Here is a 20257-nt window from a genome sequence, read left to right as displayed (position 1 = left end):
CGCCCCACGAAAGGGGCGGGTCGTTATGGCAAAGTCTTAGCCGTAGCGATAAGGCCGGCCAGCTTTTTGCATGGTTGCGTTGTACTGTTTGAAGATTTCGACAACCTTCGCCTTTACAGGGCTTTCGGCTGCGATTTCGTCCCAGAACTTGACGGCAGCCTCTTCGACCTGCGCCCATTCTTCATCCGGGATCGTGGTCAGTTTCAGCTTGTCGCCATTGACGCGCAGGGACGCTTCGCCACCCCAATACCACCACTGACGGTAGTAATGTGATTGGTCACAGCAGACCTTGAACAGGGTCTTCAGATCTTCGGGCAGTTCGTTCCAGCGATCCATGTTGGCAAAGAAGTGACCCGCCCATGCGCCCGACACGTTGTTGGTCAGGAAGTAGTTGGTCACGTCCGCCCAGCCGACTGTGTAGTCTTCGGTGATGCCGGACCATGCGATGCCGTCCAGCTCGCCGGTCTGTACCGCAACTTCGATGTCTTCCCATGGCAGGGTGACAGGAACAACGCCGAACTGCGACAGGAAGCGACCCGCTGTCGGGAAGGTAAAGATGCGCTTGCCCTTCAGGTCCGCCAGACTGTTGATCGGGTCTTTGGTCGCAAAGTGGCACGGATCCCATGCACCGGCAGAGATGTGCTTTACGCCGACCTTCGAGTATTCCTCGTCCCAGATCTCATTCAGACCGTACTGGTTGAAGAGAACCGGCACATCCAGCGAATAGCGCGATGCAAACGGGAAGTAGCCGCCAAACACGGTCACTTCGGTTGGGGACGCCATCGAGTCATCATCCGACTGCACCGCATCAATCGTGCCGCGCTGCATGGCGCGGAACAGCTCGCCCGTCGGAACCAGCTGATCTGCATAGAACAGCTCGATCTGCATCCGGTCACCGGCGATGTCGTTGAACATCTTGATTGCAGGGTCGATCACATGCTCGGCCAGTGCCGGGCCCGCATAGGTCTGCATCCGCCATCTGATCGTCGATTGCGCCAGCGCCGGTGTTGCCAGAGCAGCAGCAGGTGCCGCTGCGGCCCCTTTTAGAAATGTACGTCTGTTCGTCATTCTCTCTCTCCGTTGGTCAGTTTCAAATTTGCGAAAGGATATCCCCTCACCCTTGTCCCGGTTGGTCCGGGATCATTTGTTGTAAATGTAATCCGGCAGCCACAGCGCGATCTGCGGAAAGGTCATGATGATGGCCAATGCAAGTGTCATCACCAGAACGAATGGCAGAATAGAACCGTAGATGTCGCGCAGTGAAATCTCGGGCGGAGCCATGGCCCGCATCAGGAACAGGTTATAGCCGAACGGCGGCGTCATATAGGCGATCTGCGTGGTGATCGTATAAAGCACACCGTACCAGATCAGGTCGAAACCCAGCTCACCCACTAGCGGGACGTATAGCGGGGCAACGATCACCAGCATCGCGGTATCGTCCAGAAAGGTGCCCATCAGGATAAAGCTGAGCTGCATCAGGATCAGGATCATCCACGGGTTCAGGCCCAGACGTTCCGTGAACAGATTTTCGATCGCACGCACCGCACCCAGACCATCGAACACCGCGCCAAACGCCAATGCGGCAAGGATAATCCACATGAACATGCAGGTGATGCCAAGGGTTGAGCGAACAGAAGTTTCAAAGACCTCACGGGTCATTCGCCCCTTCAAAACGGCTGCCGCAAAAGCGGTCAGCGCACCAATGGCCGAGCTTTCAACAAGCGAGGTCCAGCCGTTGACAAAGGGAACCATCATCGCCGCAAAGATCCCGATCGGCAGCAGACCCGCGCGCAAGAGGCGCAGCTTTTCCGCCATCGGCACATCTCGCTCTTCCTTCGGCAGCGCAGGACCCAATTCCGGATTAATCTTGCAACGGATCACGATGTACAGAATGAACATCGCCGCCATCATCAGGCCCGGCAGAATACCTGCCAACCAAAGCTGACCAACCGGTTGCCTTGCAATCATTGCATAGAGCACAAGTACCACGGATGGCGGCACCAGAATCCCCAGGGATGACCCGGCCTGAATGACCCCGGTCACCATCTTCTTGTTGTAGCCGCGTTTGAGCAATTCCGGCAAAGCGATGGTGGCACCGATGGCCATACCGGCAACGCTCAATCCGTTCATGGCCGAAATCAGAACCATCAGCCCGATTGTACCGATGGCCAGACCACCGTTCAGCCCGCCCATCCAGACGTGGAACATCTTGTAGAGATCGTCGGCGATTTTGGACTCTGCCAATACATAGCCCATGAAGATGAACATCGGCAGCGTCAGCAGCGGATACCATTTCATCAGCTTCATGGCGGCGGCAAAGCCGATATCGTACCCCCCACGGTCGCCCCAAAGCAAAAGCGCGGCGACGACGGCGACAAACCCGATGGCACCGAATACACGCTGCCCGGTCAGCAGCATCAGCATCATGGTCGAGAACATCAGGATGGCGATCAATTCGTATGACATCAGATCACCTCACGCGGGATGTCGTCGCCCTTGAGGCGGAGAATATCTTTGAAAAGCTCGGATATGGCCTGCAGCAGCATCAGGAACAGGCCAAAGACCATGATCACCTTGATCGGCCAGAGATAGGGTCGCCAGGCGGTCGGGCTGCGCTCGCCATATTGCAGCGAATAGCTCAGCGAGTCGTACCCGCCATAGATCATCACGCCGAGATAGACGATCAGGAAGAAAACGGTAATCGCATCGGTCCAGGCCCGCCTGCGATGCGACCATTCACTGTACAGGAGGTCCATCCGTACATTCGATCCCATCTGAACCGAATAAGGCCCGCCAAGGATGTAGTAGGCAACCATCGCGAACTGCGCCATTTCCAAGGTCCAGAGCGAAGGAAGAAAGAAAGTTTTTGAGACCGAGGACCAGAGCAGAATGCCCATCATCACAAAGATGCCGTACATGACCACACGGCCAATCCAGCGGTTCATACGGTCAATGACCGCCACATATCCCCGCATGAACTTCATGCTTGCCTTCCTGCTCTCATATCTTTGCCTCAACCTGAGAAAGCTCATCGACCACTGATCGCAGGATCGGCGCCAACTGACCGGCGATGCGATTTATGCCTGTGGGTGTGTCGATCAGATCGTTGCGCACTTCGATCATCACATTTGGAATGCCACGTGAGATCGCATGTTCACGCAACGTGTGCGTGACACCATCGGTGGCGGAATAAGGTTCGTTCAATGCCACGCGCAGTCCACAGTCTTTGGCATGGCGAAGCATGATCTGAGCCGCACGATCATCCGCATCGTGCAGAATGCCCAGTTCGACGGCCCGAACCTCACCCCTATACACCGGTGTAAAGCTGTGAATGGTAATCAGCACAGGCGGTGCGGGCCTTGCGTCCAATGTCGATGCCAGCAGCTGCCGAAATGGTTCATAAACCTCCCGTATCCGCCGGGTCCGTTGATCATCGGACAGGTTTTGGTTGCCGGGAACCGGGAACACTTCGCTTAGCTGAGGCATCGCATCCGCGCGTTCTGGCGGGCGGTTGCAGTCATAGACCAATCGGCTGACACGCGAGTGAACCAATGGCGCGTCCAGCGCCCCCATCAGTTCCACAGACAACTCAAACGCACCGATGTCCCAGGCCGCGTGCGAACGCGCGGCGGCCTCATCCAGCCCCAGCCCGTTCAAAGACGCCGGGATAAAACGACTGGCATGCTCGCAGACCAGAACGGCAGACGCACCGCCCCGCGCATTCAATGCGCGCGCCGCTGGTGCCTCGGTCGGCTGTAGCAATGATGACTCGGTATCAATTGGCATAGGTAACATTTGCTACAGCGGAAACTAACCTGTCAAGAAAATTACTGTAGACAAAATTACAAACACAAATATTCTGTAGAGAATTGAAAAAAGAGGTGCCGATGGCAACCGTCGCCAAACTTGTCAAACAGCGAATACAGGATGAGCTTGATGGCCTGACCCGGTCAGAGCGCCAGCTTGCCTCGATCCTGTTGCAGGACTATCCCATGGCCGGGTTGCAATCGATCACCAAGCTCGCGGCAGCGGCTCAGGTTTCGACCCCGACTGTGATCCGCATGGCGCGCAAGTTGGGTTTTGACGGGTTCCCGGACTTGCAGGAAGCGCTTCGCGAAGAGGTCGCAGCGCAGATCAAGAAACCGATCTCCAAGCGCGACGCCTGGGTTGTGGATGACGAGGCCGAGCATCCTATCACCCGGTTTGCACAGGCCGTCTGGACCAACATGCGCCACACGCTGGAGCGCCTCGACAAAGAGATGTTCGACGCGGTTGCTCAGCTATTGGCAGACACGGATCGGCATCTTTATGTGGTTGGCGGGCGCATCACCCGATCTAACGCCGATTACCTGTTCAACCATATGCAGATCATTCGCCCCAACGTGACCATGTTGGGCAATTCCGCCAATGTCTGGCCTCAATATCTGCTGGATATGGACGAAGCATCGGTCTTGGTGATCTTCGACATCCGCCGGTATGAGGCACATCTGGAGAAGCTGGCTCAGGTTGCGTCAAGCCGTGGAGTTACGGTGGTTCTGTTCACCGACCAATGGGGTTCTCCCATCGGCAGGACCGCTGATTACACCTTTCATGCATTGGTCGAAGCCCCATCCAGCTGGGATTCGACCATCGCCCTGCAACTGATCTCGGAAACTCTGATTGCAGAGGTCCAAGAAGCGCGCTGGGACGAAAGCAAGGAGCGAATCGAAGAGCTGGAACGCTATTTCTCTTCGACTCGGATTTTTCGCAGCCACGAAACGTAACGGCTAAAATCATTACATTTCAATCGCATTGAAGTGCTTAATCTCATTTGACCTGCCACAAGCTCAAGACTAACTACTGATATAAGTTAGTATTATCAGAGACTTGGATTTGCTGCGGCAGTGGCACAACTACACCGCCTGTTCTGACAATCCTTTGCCGTCAGTAAATCAAAACAGGAAAATTATTGCCTACCAAATCCATCATATTTTCAGCATTCTCGCAAAACGTGAGAGAAAACCAGCCGGGCGAGCAAACTATCGCCAGCTTTCACCCTTACGTTGCCAGCGCCTCTACAGCTAGTTGTTCGCTACTGATACGCACAATGGGCATATTGATATCTGTTGGCCAAAACCTGTACCGCTTTGGCCTGTCAAAGATGCCTCGAATGAAAGACAAGGGCCACGCATCGTGAGTTTCAAAAACCAAGCATCTAAACCGCCGCGCCACGAGCTTCGTAAAGTGCGCAATCAGGGGACGATGTTCCTTGCCCTGGCTTTTTTGTTCAGCATCTTCGTAAACCTGCTGATGCTGACGGGTCCACTGTTCATGCTACAGGTCTATGACCGGGTGTTGGGTTCACGTGCGGTTGAGACACTGACTGCGCTCTTCCTGCTGGTGGCTTTGCTCTATGGGCTGATGGCGATGCTTGATTTCGCCCGGGGCCGCATTGTGGCCCGGTTCGGAGCTCGGTTTCAGTCCACACTGGATCAACGCGTTTTCGATGCCACCCTGCGCCGCGCTCTGCTTCCGCAGGCGCGTTCCGCCCCGGCAACGGCGTTGCGCAATCTGGAATCGATTCAGAACCTCTGCTCATCGCCTATTTTGCTGGCGGTGATGGATATTCCATGGACCCCGGTTTTTCTGGCGGCAATATTCCTGTTTCATCCCCTGCTGGGGTGGCTCGCCGTAGGTGGTGGTGCATTGCTGATCGTGATCGCAATACTCAATCAGGCACTGACCCATCGCAAAGTGGCGGCGGCGCAATCTGCCTCGGCGCGCGCAAACTCATTCTCGGAACACGCACGTCAGGCAGCCGAAGTCGTGCGCTCGCAGGGCATGCAGGAAGACGTCACAAAGCGCTGGTTGCAGCAACGCTCTGACGCGCTGTCGCAAACGATCGCTGCCAGTGACTGGACCGGCAGCTTTACCTCACTGACAAAATCCCTGCGCCTGTTCCTGCAATCCGCGATGCTGGCCTTGGGGGCGTGGCTGGTGCTGCAAAACGAAATGACGGCTGGCGCAATGATCGCAGGGTCCATCCTGTTGGGCCGCGCGTTGGCGCCCGTGGAACAGGCCGTAGGGCAATGGGGCACGATCGAGAGAGCACGATCAGCGTGGTCCTCATTGAATCAGTTCCTCGATAGTACGCCACCCGAAGCGCCTCGAACCAAACTGCCGGTTCCCGAAGCGCGGCTGACGGCAAAGGGTCTGACGGTGATCCCCCCCGGTGCAACTGGACCGACCTTGCGCAACGCTTCGCTGCAGCTCGAACCCGGGAAGGCCCTTGGCGTTATCGGCAAAAGCGGCTCAGGCAAAACCACCCTTGCCAAGGCCTTGCTGGGCCTTTGGCCGCCTGCGGTCGGCGAGATCAGACTGGGTGGTGCCACACTGGATCAATACGATCCGAATGATCTGGGTCGCCACGTGGGTTACCTACCGCAACAGGTCACGTTGTTCAATGGAACGGTGGCGGAAAACATCGCCCGAATGTCACAACAGCCAGATCCTGACGCGGTCGTCGCCGCTGCCAGAAAGGCAAACGCGCATGAACTGATCCTGAGCCTGGAAAAGGGATACGATACGTTCCTGGAAGGAAATGACAGTCAGCTTTCCGGTGGTCAAAAACAAAGGATCGCATTGGCAAGAGCGTTATATGGCGACCCGGTTCTGCTGATCTTGGACGAACCGAACTCGGCCCTTGATGCCGATGGGACTGAGGCATTGAACGCAGCGATCCGCGGCCTGAAAGCAGAAGGCAAAGCAGCAATTGTCATGACACACCGACCACAGGCGATCTCGGAATGTGATGATCTGGTTGTCATCGAAAAGGGGCAAGTCGTCAAATCCGGCAGCCGAGACGAGGTACTGGGTTCGATGGTGCAGAACGCCAATGTCATCAAGCGGCAACTCAACAAGGTGGGTGAATAATGGCGGGTAACCAAACACGGCCAGCCTGGCGCATTACCGGTCCGGCCATTGTCGGCTTTGTCGCACTGGCCATCCTTGTCGGCGGCATCGGTGTATGGAGTGTTCGGACCCGTCTGGCCGGCGCAATAGTCTCTCAGGGCGTGATCGAGGTTCAAAGCAACCGGCAGGTGATCGAGCACCCTGACGGGGGTGTTGTTGGGGAAATCTTCGTCCGCGACGGTGATGAGGTTGCTTCCGGTGCCATGTTGCTGAGGTTGGATGATACCTTTCTGGCATCTGAAAAGTTCATCGTTGAATCTCAACTGTTCGAGCTGCTGGCCCGCAAAACCCGACTGGAAGCTGAGCGTGATGGTGTGGACAAGGCCATGCTGGACGCAAAATTGCAGGAATTGAAAGATCAGGAACCAATCGATCCGGGGCTTTTGGCAGGTCAGGCCCGCCTGTTTGCGGCACGTCTGGAAACTCTTGCCCAGAAGACCGACCAGCTTGGTAAGCAAAGAATTCAGATCGAAAGTGAAATCGATGGAACCGAAGCCCAGTTGGTTTCGTTGCGCCGACAAGTTGAACTAATCGGCGAAGAGCTGGAAGATCAGCAGAGCCTGCTGACGCGCGGCCTGACCCAGGCCAGTCGCGTCTCGGCCCTGCAACGAGAAGAAGCCAGCCTGACTGGCCAGATCGGCAATCTGGAAGCAGCAGTCGCGCGGCTCAAAGGGCAGATTGCAGCAACCGAAATTCAGATTGTCGAACTTGCTGCCACCCGGCGGGAAGAGGCAATTACCCAATTGCGGGATGTTCAGTCACAGGTCGTGGAATTGTCGGAACAAAGGTTGTCGCTGACCGAGCGTCTGTCACGCCTCGACATTCGTTCGCCGGTGTCGGGGACGGTCTACGGCAGTCAGGTCTTTGCTGTGCAGTCGGTGATCCAACCCGCTGAACCGATGATGTATGTTGTGCCACAGGACACGCCATTGCTGGTAGCCGCCCGGGTGGATGCCATCCATGTGGATCAATTGCATCTGGGTCAGCCTGTTGCCTTGCGATTTCCAGCTTTCAATCAAAAGGACACACCAGAAATCGAAGGTCATGTAATCAACGTGTCCGCTGATACCTTCACCGATGAAAACTCGGGTCTGACCTTCTATCGCGCCGAGGTTGTTCCGGATGATGGGCAGGTCGAACGCCTGAATGGGCAAAACCTGTTGCCCGGCATGCCGGTCGAAACACTGATCAAGACGGATGAGCGCACACCGCTGTCATATCTTGTCAAACCGCTGGCGGATTACTTCAATCGGGCCTTCCGAGAGTAACCGGGTTGAAAGCGCGCTGCCTGAGATCGGGTCTCAGGCAGCGCGCATTCAAACGGCTTCGAGATTTCCCAGCAGGATCGAGGTCATCTCGGTTGTCACCACCCCGTCGACCGCTGTGACTGACGCACCTGTTTCGTAGTCGACATTGGTTCGGGTCATACCGGACAGATCGGCATCAGCATCCAGAAAAACCCACTTCGCTTCATGCGGAGTAGGTTGACCAACGGCAACCTGAAGAATGGCCAGCGCATCAAGCGCGTTGATCGTCCCATCCTGATTAATATCCGCCGCAATCAGGTTCTCTGGAGCGGCGGGCCCCCATGTCGGATCCAGACCGACGGACATGCGCAATACCTGCAACGCATCAAGCGCAGTAATCTCAGCACTGGCCGTGGAGTAACTTTTGACGACGTCAAACTCGCCCTGAAATGTTCCGTCAGGCAGACCAAAGTCAAACCGTCCTTCGGAATCTGCAGTGGCTACGACGGTCCCTCCACCCTGTGGTGTAAACCTGATTTCCGCATCAGCGAGCGCCGGGTTGGCTGTTTCCGTGCTGATATTGACGTCCCCCAAAACACCGGGCGAACCGGGCGGGGTCAGGCCACCGAAATCCCCAAAATAAACCGGAACGTGGTCAGGTCCGTCAAAACCGCTGCCAAACACATCCGCACTTGTCAGTGGTCCACCTACTGCTGAAATGACCTCGATCGTTTCGTCACGGTATTCGATCCGGGCACCCTGCGCCGTTGAGTTGAAACTTAGCTGGGCCGGGCTGCGCAACAGCAGATAGTCGAACATATCCAACCTGTCGGTTCCGGCTTCGAAATCGGTAATCGTGGTCAGTTCGCTGCCAGAACGCATAACAAAGATGTCCGCTCCGCTTCCGCCACTCATCGTCGTGGCACCCGCCCCCGCGATGAGAATGTCATCTCCATCTCCGGCCATCAGAGTTGAGCTGAGGATACTACCGGTCAACATATCATCCTGTGCCGAGCCTGAAACCACACCAGACCCCTCACGAACAACACCCAGATCCCCAACCGAAACTGTTAGCTGAGTCAGACCTGCATCCTCTTGCGAAGCCGCAAATATCTGCAGTTCGTCCCCCACATGGGCCACAGTCAGTGTCTGAACATTCTGCAACCCGCTGGCCAACGTATCTGCGAAACTGTCCAGATGGATGAGCTGGCCTTCGGGCGTCATGGTGAACAAAGTGATCCCGTCATCCCCCCCACCTGCCACAACAAACACTCTGCCATCGACCTCAATGACTGACAGGTCCTGAACCGATTCAAATCGGGTATCGAGCGTGTCCAGTACGTGATCGGTAGGCGTCAGTTTTCCGTCCGCAGCCATATGCATGACACTGATTGAGTTGCTGCCCGCGCCAGCCACGACAACCCAGGAATTTCCGTAAGCCTGCACCACTTCAACTGCAGTTGGGGCGTTGATTCCAAGCGTCGCAATCGCATCCCCGTTGTCGATGGTGTTCAGCACACCCGAATTCGGATTGATCCCATAAGTGTTGATCGAATTGCTGGCCGCATCCGCCGCGACGATGAACTGCCCTGTACCCACCTGCAGTGTCTGAAGCGAATCGGCCACCCCCGAGGTTGCTCCGGTCAGGCTCAGAGATCCGTCTGCGTTCACACTATACGTGTTGATCTGGTCGGTATCTTCATGCGCAATGGTCAGGAGGCTTGTTGTACCCAAAGACACCTGAACCACTGCAGAAATATCGCCGCCACCGATCAGCGTTCCGGTTTCCTGTAGTGCGCCAATGGTTCCATCCGCGTTTAGTGTGTATCCAACAAGGCCCGTAGCTGCATCAACATCCAATATCAGTTGATCATTTCCCGCCAGTGACACGGGCACACCACTGCGCCCGACCTGCATACTGATCGAACCAGTAAAGTACTGTTCATCGATAACTTGCGGAGCACCACCCTCCACAATCTGCCAGGCTACGACACCGCCGCCAGGACCGGTCGTGCTGTACATATACGTGACACCGTTAAACGTTTTTAAAGCCGTATCGCCGATACCTGAATCGAGCGCCGGCTTCCCCGTTGCCACCACTCTTTCGAACTGAAGCGTCATTGCAAATCACCCCCGTGCCACCGCTGGCATTGAAATCAGGATGATCAGGCGCCCGGACCGAAACCAGAGCAGGAATGTGGTGAAAACGAGAATTTCGGCTCCAGTTTAACTCAATTTTTCTGGTCCGACCGCATGGATAACCGGGTGACAAGAACAATGAACAGAATTCGGCAAATGCCGAACTGTCGCCGGATTGCTTGCGGCCATCAAAGGTGAGGGCACGATGATGAAAGAACCCGTTTCGAATAAACAAGCGAACTCGGAAAATCTGCCTGAAGACGGGCGCAAAAAGCATGTGAGGCAATGGCTGGATCGCAAGATGCGGCAATGGGCTGGTCGCGGAATTGCGGGAGGATTAGGTTCAAGTCTGATGGCATTGCCCGCGCTGGGTCAGGCCAGCATCGACGACCTGTATGCATTTCAGTTTGCCGAAACCATCCCCGGTGTACGGTCCGCCAAATTGCTGAAGAATGGCGATGTTCTGTTGAAGATGGCTGATGGCCGTTCGCTGATCGTGGCCGCTGAGAACGTACAAGTTCTCGACGGCGGCGCGATCATGATTGCTGAGGGAGTCGTGGCCGAAATCGCTCAGTTCAGCCTCGCGGCCGAAGCAGGCGGAGCAGCGACCGGCGGCCTAGGTGGCGCAGGCGCCGTACTTGGCGGAGTTGGCCTCGCAGGAGCTGCGGCCGCCGGAGGCGGCGGTGGCGGTGGTGATGATGCCCCTTCCACGGGTGCGGTACCGACACCCCCTGCCCCTGTTCCCAACGCGCCACCACCTGCGCCTCCCGCGCCTAAAATACCTAGCCTGAACCTTTCAGAGTTGCAGACGACTGGACTCAGCAGCGACAACCTGAAACTGGCCCTCCCCCAGGGCACGGAAACGGTGGAGGTTACGATTGGTTCAGTAACAAAGACGGTCACGCCGGAGCCTGACGGAAGCTGGATGATTTCCCTGACCCCAGCCGAAGCCGCCGGTCTGTCTCAGGGCCTGACAACCATCACTGTCAGAAATCTGGATAGCGATGGAGAGGAACTCTCCACTGAAACCGTGGAATTCGTGGTTGATACCCAACCGCCAACACTGGCGATCACCGGGTTCTCGGTTGGCGCTGTGATGAACGCTCTGGAACAGGGCAGCGACCTGACGATCTCGGGCACAACTGACGCCGAAAACGGTCAGTCGGTAATGGTCACGCTCAACGGAGAAACCTACACTGCAACGGTTTCAGACGGACAATGGAGTGTGACTGTCCCCGCCAGCGATCTGGCAGCCCTGCCGGACGGGGTCACCGTCACAGCCACGGCAGTTGTTTCCGATGCAGCAGGCAATCCGGCAGTTCAGGCAAGCAGCAGTTTCGACACAGATTTTGGCGCCCCCAACATCTCGCTCGACACCGTTGCAGGTGGTTCAATTGACCTCGCCGATGTGGCGAATGACCTAGTTCTGACTGGTTCGACAAGTGCCGAAGACGGGCAAACAGTGACGGTGACATTCGAAGGGCAGACCTATACCGGAACCGCATCGGGCGGAAGCTGGAGCGTTACCGTCCCGCGCGCTGATCTGGCGGGGCTTTCGACTGGCACTCCGGCGGCGATCAGCGTTGCGGTCAGCGATGCGGCCGGGAACCCTGCAGTTCCGACATCGGTATCTGTTCCCGTTGATTTGACAGGACCTTCGATTGCGATTTCGCCTTTATCTGTTGGCGCAGTCCTTAATCTGGCGGAATCCGGGTCGGATCTTGTCATCAACGGAACCACGGGCAATGTCCCTAACGGTCAGCAAGTCACCGTCTCGCTCAATGGGCAGAGCTATACTGGCACGGTGTCTGGTGGGACCTGGTCTGTAACCGTTCCAACCGCTGATCTCGGCGCGTTGGCTGACGGCAGTTCTTTCACCGTCACTGCGGATGTCGCGGACTCAGACGGGCTTGCCGCGCCACAAGCTAGTGTCGGCGTATCCACAGATACGTCACCACCAACATTGAGCATTGACACCTATTCCGGTGGCGCAGTCCTGAATGCCGCGGAGCAGGGCACCGATCTCACGATCTCTGGGTCCACTTCGGCCGAGGATGGGCAAACCGTAACCGTTTCAGTGAATGGCCAGACCTACACAGGCACCGCTGCCGGTGGCGCGTGGAACGTGAACATACCTGCAGCCGATCTTGGTGCCTTGTCGGATGGGTCGACAATTGCAGTTACGGCAGATGTTTCCGACGCCGCCGGCAACCCGGCGACACAGGTAACCGGCAGTTTTGACACCGATTTCACCGCACCTGCGCTGGCTATTGCAAACCTGTCGGACGGGGCTGTTATGAATGCGGTTGAACAGGGAACAAATCTGACGATCTCCGGCACCTCTGACGCCGCAGATGGAACCACCATCACCGTTGAAATCATACGTGAAGACGGGACTGTCGATATCACTGGCACCGCAACGGTAAACAGCGGCACCTGGACCTACACCGCCACCGCCCTCGGCGGGCTACAGGATAGCGAAACTTATGACGTGACCGCAACGGTCAACGATGCCGCTGGCAACAGCAATAGCGCCACAAGCAGTTTTGAAACCGATTTTACGGCCCCAACCATCTCGGTGAACCCGTTATCGGTGGGATCAGTTCTTGATGTTGTGGAAAAGGACACCGATCTGGATATTTCCGGCACGACGACCGCCGAAGATGGCCAGACCGTTACGGTCAGTCTTGGGGGGCAAAACTACACCGCAACTGCCTCTGGCGGCAATTGGCAGGTGACGGTCCCGGCTTCCGATCTGGATGCATTGGCGGATGGCGGAAACTTCACTGTCACGGCATCTGTAGAAGATGTTGCGGGAAATCCGATTTCCGACGCAACAACAACACTTGCTACCGATTTCCGGCCGATCCTTGGAATGAACGCGGTTGGTCCAAACAACGCGGTTTCGCTTACCGATGCAAAGTCTTCGGGCATGACCGTCTCGGGCACCTCAAGCGGACTTAGTGCGGGGCAGACCGTGGATGTCACGCTCAACACTGTATCCGTGGGTACCGCAACCGTCGCAGCCGACGGTACCTGGAGCCTGACGGTGCCGTCATCTGCTTTCACTGCGATTGACGCCGGTGACAGCCTTGATTTTTCAGCTGCTGCGACCGTTTCAGGTGGAACCAATCCGCTGCCCGTCAATGATCAGGCTGTGGCACATATCCCCGCCGCCTATGTGATTACCGAAGCGGGACGCAGTGGCAATACTGTTACGTTTGAAATTCACGCGGACCCCGACGTCAACATCTCAAGCGGCTTCGCAATCACAGCCGAGCTGGGTTTTGATCCATCAGTCGTCACTTACGATACCGGATCAGAGGTAGAAAACAGCGATTTCAATCTGTTCCTCGCAAACCCGAATGGTGGTTCTGCCATCAGTTTTGCAGGTGCCGCAACAAGCTACAACGACCTGTCTCAACCCGTTGTAACGTTTACCATGACGGTACAAGATCCGACAAAGCCTATCGAACTGACCATCACAACTCCGGATGGCGGACCAACAAAGTGGCAGATCGGAACCGACGGCGCCGACAACTTGACCTCATCAAACATCGACGACGTGATCCGCGGCGGAGATGGCGATGACACGATCGACCTGACCGGCGCGGGCAGGGATATTGTTGTCTTCGAGGCCGATCCCGCGGCCAATGGCACAGACACGATTACCGGGTTCACAATTGGTCCTGCTACAGATGTGACGGATGCGCTGATGTTCAGCGGTCTGGATGTCTCAACGCTGCGGGGCGATGGAACTGATGTGGAAACCCTTGGCGTAGGTGACGCGATAGGTGCCAATACCGGTTTCGTCGGATTGACGACTACGTTGACAGATCTTGACGCGGACACAATCGCCACAGCGATCGAAGGCCTGTCCGGCGCTCAGGCGGGGGACGAAATCTATGTCCTCGCGACAGACGGAACCAACAGTGTTTTGGTCAAGGCAGATTATTCATCCCCTGTCACTGCAAACGTTCAGACTGTCGCCCAGTTTGACGGATTGGCGGATCTGACCGGATTGAATGCAGACAACATCCTTCACACAGATCCAACCGGCGCCACTGCCTAAACCGCTGAAAATACAGTGACTTGCGATGCCCGATATATGGGCATCACACAATCAACCTACCGGGGGGCGCATGACTCAGAATGGTCTTTATCCTGTAAGCCGCGACCGACACAAAGATCGCTACTGGCAACGTTTCACGTCGTACAATTTTGCACGAGAACTCTCAGAATGCCCGTTGGTACATACTGAGGTTTGTCAGGCCGCTGCCACTTTCCCGATCCTGTTCCGCAAGACTGAATTCGGCATCCGACCGTTCGCAGTATTGTCGTTAACACAAAGGGAGACACCTTTTGTTTCCACTCAGGGACGCTGGTTGGCAAGTTATGTCCCGTCCGCATTGCGCTGCTATCCTTTCAGCGCAGAGACGCTAATTGCTACCACTCCAAATTCCACTCAGCAGTTCCGTCTACTGGTGGATGAAGCGTCGGGATTGGTGACGGATGATGTCCAAGACGAGCCATTCTTTACGGCTGACGGAACCCTGTCACCTGATCTTTGCGCGGTCAGGACTTTTTTTCAAAATCTGACAGCCGCCGAGGCCGCAACAAACCGACTGTGCGGCATCATTGATAAGATGGATCTCTTTACGCCGGTGCGGCATCACGACGGGATCGATTTGCCGCCGGATTGGCTAGGGGTCGACTTTGCTCAGATCGAAGCGCTTTCGCCACCGCACAAACTGCTTCTCATGAACAACAACGCGATGGGTCTGATCCACGCCCACCAGGTTTCCCTTTCTCATTGCGCATGGTTGTTCAAAGCACAGCAAAAACAACTGCATCGATCACCAGATGCCGAAAGTCCGGAACTGAACGGGTTCCTGTGCGCCATGGCAAGCGCCCAGCAGTTGGAGGGCATCCATGCAGGTTATTAAAAAACTCTGGAAGGCTCTGACCATTCTGATCCCTGCCACTCTGATATCGGCCTGTGAGCCGATTCCGGATCTGGTCCCGGTCGAGATGTCCTTCTCCGCAGGCTCAGCAGGGGCTGGGGCAACCCAACCTTCAGCTGCTCTTACCCAAAGTACATTTGGCAAACGCGTACAGGACGCGGTTCAAACCAGTCCAACACTAGCACAGAGCAATACCAGGCTTGAGGCGGCAAAGGCCGGGCGTGACGCTGCAAAAGGAGCATTCCTACCGGAAGTGTCTCTGGGTCTCAATGCACGTTCACAACGCGTGGACTCGGATATTGCCGATACAACGCCTTATCTGCGCGTCTCGCAACTTGTTTATGATGGCGGCGCGGCCGCAGGCAATCTGACTGCAGCGCGGGCACGTGTTCTGGAAAGCCGGGGCGATCAACTACAGACCGCTTCTGCTACCGCACTGGCGGCGATCGAGACATACGTTTTGGTGCTAAACCAACGAGAAATCGTAGAAATCTCACGCCGCAATGTCGAAGTGCACGAAACAATCGAACAACAGATTGCCGATCGGACAGCCAGTGGTGCAGGATCAAACGCAGATGTTTTAACCGCACGCTCACGTGTCGCGGATGCCCGCACCCGCTTTGCTGATGCCAGAGCCCGCTCGGATCGCGCAAACGCCCGGTTTCGCGAAGTTTTTGGCACTCCGCCGGGCAGTCTCACTGCGCCCGTCCCCGCTCCGAACCTGTCCCGCAGCGATCTGCAGATCGTGCTCGATAGTCCTCAGATCAGGCGTGCCGACGCCACGCTGGCGGCCGCAAAGGCTGAGAGAGCGGCCGCATTGGCCCGCCGCCAACCAGATATCCGTGTCTCAGCCTTTGCTGATCAAGACGTTAATCGGGATGCCAATTTTGGCGTGGACCTCTCGGTCAACTACGAACTGGATAGCACGGGCAAACGCCGTGCCGCTATCGCTGCAGCTGAGGCGCAGGTTAAAGAGGCTGAATTTGCACGCGAGACACTGATCCGCGAAATCACAAGAGAACTCGACTTCATTCGCTCTGACCAACAAGCCGGAGCGCAGCGCCTGCGCGAGGCCCGGATTGCTGTTCGGGCCAACGCCGACAGTGTCGCCGCTACACAAGAACAATTTACAATCGGTCGCAGCAGTCTGATCGAAATTCTGGATGCTCAGCGCGATTATGTGAATGCACAGGAACGTTTGATTTTAGCCGAACAGAATTTTTTTCTCACCAACTACGCAGCACTTGGTCTGACTGGCGACATCGTGGATCTGCTGGGGATTAAGCTTACAAATTGGGATGGCTTGCAATGACCGAAAACGGTACCCCGTCCGGCCTCGACACCCTCTCCTCGCTGGAAGCGTGTGTTCTCCATGTTGCCACCACGCTGCAGCGCCCATTGACGAAGGCTGCTCTTTACGCAGCGCATTCCAACCCATCGGGCGCTCTGACCCACCGGGACGTGATTACCGTTGCGCAGCAGGCCGGAATGCAGGCGGGTTTTGGGGCCCGCAAACTCAAGGAGTTCGATGGCAGCCTGGCTCCGGCAATCCTGCTGATGGAAGGGAACAAAGCAGTTGTCTATCGCGGGCGTGCAGAAAACAACGATCTTCTGATCTACGATCCAGCCCTTGGCGAAGGTGTTGGCGAAGTACCAGAGAGCAGCTTTCGCGAAAGATACACAGGCTATGCCATCCTGTTTCGCCGGGAACATCGCGAAGAGATTGCCGAAGGGTTCGTCAAACCGGCGGGGCATTGGTTCTGGTCAGCCCTTGTGGCAAATCGCTGGTCTTACACTCAGGTTGCTCTGGCAGCAGCTCTGACGAACATACTGGGCTTGTCGACCTCGGTCTTTATCATGATCGTATACGACCGGGTCTTGCCAAACGAGGCAACAGAGTCGCTGATTGCTCTGACGATCGGTGTTTGCCTAGCGCTGCTATTCGACTTTATTCTGAAGATATTGCGAGCAGGGTTTATTGATCGCGCCGGGCAAGATGCGGACAAATTCATGGGCCGCCGCATATTCGACCAGTTACTGAACATCAAAATGAAATCACGCACCGGATCGACCGGAGCAATGACAAGTACCGTGCGCGAGTTCGAAACGCTGAGAGAATTCTTCACCTCGGCGACACTGGTTGCGGTTGTTGATCTGCCATTCATCGGATTGTTTGTCTTCACCATCTACATGATCGGCGGATCGCTTGCACTGATACCCGCCTTGGCAGTGCCAATCGTGCTGCTGACGGGGTTGGCGGTTCAACCGCTGCTCTCTCGCCTTGCAGAACAAAGCTTCTCGGACGGTCAGTCAAAACAGTCTGTCTTGGTCGAAGCCGTGACAGGCTTGGAAACTATCAAGACGACGGCCGCAGGACGACAGATGCGCTCGCGCTGGGATGAGGCCGTCGCGCGCCAGTCAGAGCATGGAATGCGTAGCCGTGCGGTTACGCAGCTGGCTCTCAATCTGACAGGTTTTACACAACAGGCGGCACAGGTGCTAATCGTATTCTACGGCGTGTTCCTGATCTCGGATGGACAGACCAGCATGGGGGCCTTGGTCGCGTCGGTTATGCTAACCGGACGCGCTTTGGCACCACTCGGCCAGCTGGCGCAGACGTTGACCCGCGTGAATCAGGCCCGGAGCGCGTTTCGAAATCTGAATGCGTTGATGCAAGCTGAAAGCGAACGCCCCGAGGGACGCAGCTGGATCAGCCGTCCCCGATTTGACGGGCGCATCACATTCAACAATGTACACTTTGCCTATCCCGATCAGGATGAGGATGCTCTGAAAGGTGTGAGTTTCACCATCAATCCTGGCGAAAAGGTTGCGATCCTTGGTCAGATCGGATCGGGGAAAAGCACTGTCGCGCGATTGCTGCTGGGTCTCTACCAGCCCCGTGTCGGATCGGTGATGATGGACGGGTTGGACCTCCGTCAGATTGATCCGGGAGATCTGCGCCGTAACGTCGGATCTGTATTACAGGATATCTGGCTGTTCTCGGGCACTGTTCGCGAAAACATCACCAGCGGCGCCATTCGACCTCGGGACGAGGATCTGATCCGTGCCGGGCGGATTTCCGGAGTAGAAGATTTCATTGCCAGACACCCGAATGGATACGACCTCCGGTTGGCCGAACGTGGTGAGGGCCTGTCGGGCGGTCAGCGTCAGGCCATCGCACTGGCACGGGCGCTGATCGGGCGACCGCCTGTTTTGCTGTTTGATGAACCCACCAGCGCAATGGACGTCAAAAACGAAGCCGAAATCATCCGAAGACTAAAAGAGGCAACACAGGATTCAACTATGGTGGTGGTCACGCATCGCACCAGCCTGTTGGAACTGGTTGATCGGGTGATAGTGATCGAAGACGGCAAGGTCGGAGCAGACGGGCCAAAGAGCCTGTTGACTCAGCATGCCCCCAAAAAGCGGAGGCATCTGAATGTCGCGGCATCCTGATCTCGAAACCCTCGCGCGGGAGATGCGCGGGCGCTCTTCGTTACGTGGATCGCTGCTGTTGTTGGTTATCTTGTCATGCCTCATCGCAGCCGGGCTGTGGGCCTATCACACCGAACTGGATGATGTGGTCCGGGCAGAAGGGCGCGTTGTTCCCTCGGCTGACATACAACTGATCGAGGCAACAGAACCGGGCGTGCTGCAACAGGTGTATGTCCGCGAAGGGCAGATGGTCGACAAGGGCACGCTGTTGATGGAGTTCGATACCACCCAGATCGACGGTGAGTTGGGGCGGGAACAGCAGCGCGCTTTTGGCCTGATGGCACGAGCACAACGGCTTTCGGCCGAGATAAACGGGACCGAGCTGCGATTTGACAACATCCTGATCAACGAGGCCCCGGAGCTGGTTCGTTCGGAAACTGCATTATTTCAGGGTCGACAAGCCGAATTGCTGGCTGAGATAGCCATTCTGGAACGACAGCGTCAGCAACGGCAGCGCGAGTATGAAGAGGGGTTGGTGGATCAGGTCACGGCAGATGAGACCCTAAAGGTTCTTGCCGAGGAGCGCGCGATGTTGGCCCCGCTTGTGCAACGCCGTATGGAACCGGCCACAACTTTGCTGGCGTTACGCCGAAGCGAAGCGGAATGGCAGGGACGCAAAATCAGAGCCAAGGCCGTGGTCAGCCGGCTGGAAACTGGCCTGGTTGAAGTTGATGACAAGATTGCGGCAGCGCGCAGCAGGTTTCGCAGCGCGGCTTTAACCGATCTGGCTCTGGTCACCGCTGAATTGGCGGCTTTGAAACCCACCCTGCCCGCGCTTCGTAATCGTGCTTCCCGGGCTCAGGTTCGTGCTCCGGTCAAAGGTGTTGTCAATCGAATACATCGCACGACACTTGGCGGCTTGGCGCGCGGCGGCGAAGAGTTGATCGAGATCGTACCACTGGACGACACCTTGCTGGTCGAAGCCTATGTCAGACCTAGCGACATCGCGTTTTTGCACGCAGGACAACGGGTCAAGGTCAAGATCACGGCGTATGATTACGCGAGATATGGTGGTCTGAATGGAGAAATCGTCCGCATCGGCGCAGATACGATCACCCGATCCGAACGGAATGATGAAGAGGTTTTTGTCGTCGAAATACGGACCAGAAACGCAATTCTGGATGCAGGCGGTGTAGCAGTCGAAATCATTCCGGGAATGATCGCCGAGGTCGACATCCTGTCGGGGCGCAAATCCGTGATGGATTACCTGATTCAACCCGTATTGAAGATCAAGGACCAGGCTCTGCGTGAATAAAAACCATCGCGGATTGGGGTTCTGACCGAGCAATTTTACTCCGCTTGTAGCGGGTTCAAAACACAGGTGCGGGTCGGATGATTAGTCCTGGAAGCGCTTGACGGTACTTGAGGAAACTCTTGGAGCTTAACCGTTTTAAGTTCTTTTGATTGTGGTGATCGTGTCTACAAAACTGTGTTGGCCACAATCAAATTACACGATTCAAG

The 20257-nt window shown here is 56.3% G+C and carries 13 protein-coding genes; 8 read left to right on the top strand and 5 right to left on the bottom strand.

The genetic code is table 11. The annotated features are described in order from the left end of the window. Positions 1-36: 36 nt before the first annotated feature. The 4 genes from ACR0CW_RS12380 to ACR0CW_RS12365 all read right to left on the bottom strand — a co-directional run bounded on the left by ACR0CW_RS12380 (position 37) and on the right by ACR0CW_RS12365 (position 3786). A complete protein-coding gene (locus tag ACR0CW_RS12380; protein WP_155145707.1) occupies positions 37-1068 on the bottom strand; it encodes a TRAP transporter substrate-binding protein in 1032 nt (343 codons plus the stop codon). A 72-nt stretch (positions 1069-1140) separates the two neighbouring features. Beyond that, the gene (locus tag ACR0CW_RS12375; protein WP_155145709.1) at positions 1141-2466 is read right to left on the bottom strand and encodes a TRAP transporter large permease; all 1326 of its coding nucleotides are present in this window, start codon (positions 2464-2466) and stop codon (positions 1141-1143) included. Then, positions 2466-2984: a TRAP transporter small permease subunit gene (locus ACR0CW_RS12370; protein ID WP_170333641.1), complete on the bottom strand. Its 519-nt coding sequence runs from the start codon at positions 2982-2984 to the stop codon at positions 2466-2468. Before ACR0CW_RS12370 ends, ACR0CW_RS12375 begins: the two co-directional genes overlap by 1 nt. A gap of 16 nt (positions 2985-3000) precedes the next feature. Next, positions 3001-3786, bottom strand: coding sequence for an N-formylglutamate amidohydrolase (locus ACR0CW_RS12365; RefSeq protein WP_480788021.1), 786 nt, complete (start codon positions 3784-3786; stop codon positions 3001-3003). A gap of 101 nt (positions 3787-3887) precedes the next feature. Here ACR0CW_RS12365 and ACR0CW_RS12360 point away from each other — a divergent pair, with 101 nt between their 5' ends. From ACR0CW_RS12360 to ACR0CW_RS12350, 3 genes are all read left to right on the top strand, one after another. Then, a complete protein-coding gene (locus tag ACR0CW_RS12360; protein ID WP_155145715.1) occupies positions 3888-4763 on the top strand; it encodes a MurR/RpiR family transcriptional regulator in 876 nt (291 codons plus the stop codon). Positions 4764-5241: 478 nt separating this feature from the next. Next, positions 5242-6912, top strand: coding sequence for a type I secretion system permease/ATPase (locus ACR0CW_RS12355; protein ID WP_170333831.1), 1671 nt, complete (start codon positions 5242-5244; stop codon positions 6910-6912). After that, entirely contained in the window at positions 6912-8219 is a 1308-nt protein-coding gene (locus ACR0CW_RS12350) for an HlyD family type I secretion periplasmic adaptor subunit (RefSeq protein ID WP_480788020.1), read from the top strand. Before ACR0CW_RS12355 ends, ACR0CW_RS12350 begins: the two co-directional genes overlap by 1 nt. Before the next feature lie 48 nt (positions 8220-8267). Here ACR0CW_RS12350 and ACR0CW_RS12345 read toward each other — a convergent pair whose 3' ends face one another. After that, positions 8268-10319, bottom strand: a complete 2052-nt coding sequence (locus tag ACR0CW_RS12345; protein WP_480788019.1) for a dockerin type I domain-containing protein — start codon at positions 10317-10319, stop codon at positions 8268-8270. Positions 10320-10545: 226 nt separating this feature from the next. Here ACR0CW_RS12345 and ACR0CW_RS12340 point away from each other — a divergent pair, with 226 nt between their 5' ends. The 5 genes from ACR0CW_RS12340 (at position 10546) to ACR0CW_RS12320 (ending at position 20051) form a co-directional block, all read left to right on the top strand. Further along, positions 10546-14409, top strand: a complete 3864-nt coding sequence (locus tag ACR0CW_RS12340; RefSeq protein ID WP_480788018.1) for an Ig-like domain-containing protein — start codon at positions 10546-10548, stop codon at positions 14407-14409. A 70-nt stretch (positions 14410-14479) separates the two neighbouring features. Beyond that, positions 14480-15283: a SapC family protein gene (locus ACR0CW_RS12335; RefSeq protein WP_480788017.1), complete on the top strand. Its 804-nt coding sequence runs from the start codon at positions 14480-14482 to the stop codon at positions 15281-15283. Continuing rightward, a complete protein-coding gene (locus tag ACR0CW_RS12330; RefSeq protein WP_480788016.1) occupies positions 15270-16613 on the top strand; it encodes a TolC family protein in 1344 nt (447 codons plus the stop codon). The genes ACR0CW_RS12335 and ACR0CW_RS12330 overlap by 14 nt, the downstream gene beginning before the upstream one ends. Next, positions 16610-18757 carry a type I secretion system permease/ATPase gene (locus ACR0CW_RS12325; protein WP_480788015.1) on the top strand — a complete coding sequence of 716 codons (2148 nt, stop codon included), beginning with the start codon at positions 16610-16612 and terminating at the stop codon, positions 18755-18757. The genes ACR0CW_RS12330 and ACR0CW_RS12325 overlap by 4 nt, the downstream gene beginning before the upstream one ends. Then, entirely contained in the window at positions 18741-20051 is a 1311-nt protein-coding gene (locus ACR0CW_RS12320; RefSeq protein ID WP_480788014.1) for an HlyD family type I secretion periplasmic adaptor subunit, read from the top strand. The genes ACR0CW_RS12325 and ACR0CW_RS12320 overlap by 17 nt, the downstream gene beginning before the upstream one ends. Positions 20052-20257 lie beyond the last annotated feature (206 nt).

Source organism: Ruegeria sp. CH6, from assembly GCF_056537005.1.
Note: the sequence above shows the minus strand (reverse complement) of the source record. Positions and strands in the feature narration are given on the sequence as shown.

Coding starts and splice junctions, on each gene's coding strand:
- ACR0CW_RS12380 (WP_155145707.1), bottom strand. CDS start 1,068: ATGACGAACAGACGTACATTTCTAAAAGGGGCCGCAGCGGCACCTGCT.
- ACR0CW_RS12375 (WP_155145709.1), bottom strand. CDS start 2,466: ATGTCATACGAATTGATCGCCATCCTGATGTTCTCGACCATGATGCTG.
- ACR0CW_RS12370 (WP_170333641.1), bottom strand. CDS start 2,984: ATGAAGTTCATGCGGGGATATGTGGCGGTCATTGACCGTATGAACCGC.
- ACR0CW_RS12365 (WP_480788021.1), bottom strand. CDS start 3,786: ATGCCAATTGATACCGAGTCATCATTGCTACAGCCGACCGAGGCACCA.
- ACR0CW_RS12360 (WP_155145715.1), top strand. CDS start 3,888: ATGGCAACCGTCGCCAAACTTGTCAAACAGCGAATACAGGATGAGCTT.
- ACR0CW_RS12355 (WP_170333831.1), top strand. CDS start 5,242: ATGTTCCTTGCCCTGGCTTTTTTGTTCAGCATCTTCGTAAACCTGCTG.
- ACR0CW_RS12350 (WP_480788020.1), top strand. CDS start 6,912: ATGGCGGGTAACCAAACACGGCCAGCCTGGCGCATTACCGGTCCGGCC.
- ACR0CW_RS12345 (WP_480788019.1), bottom strand. CDS start 10,319: ATGACGCTTCAGTTCGAAAGAGTGGTGGCAACGGGGAAGCCGGCGCTC.
- ACR0CW_RS12340 (WP_480788018.1), top strand. CDS start 10,546: ATGAAAGAACCCGTTTCGAATAAACAAGCGAACTCGGAAAATCTGCCT.
- ACR0CW_RS12335 (WP_480788017.1), top strand. CDS start 14,480: ATGACTCAGAATGGTCTTTATCCTGTAAGCCGCGACCGACACAAAGAT.
- ACR0CW_RS12330 (WP_480788016.1), top strand. CDS start 15,270: ATGCAGGTTATTAAAAAACTCTGGAAGGCTCTGACCATTCTGATCCCT.
- ACR0CW_RS12325 (WP_480788015.1), top strand. CDS start 16,610: ATGACCGAAAACGGTACCCCGTCCGGCCTCGACACCCTCTCCTCGCTG.
- ACR0CW_RS12320 (WP_480788014.1), top strand. CDS start 18,741: ATGTCGCGGCATCCTGATCTCGAAACCCTCGCGCGGGAGATGCGCGGG.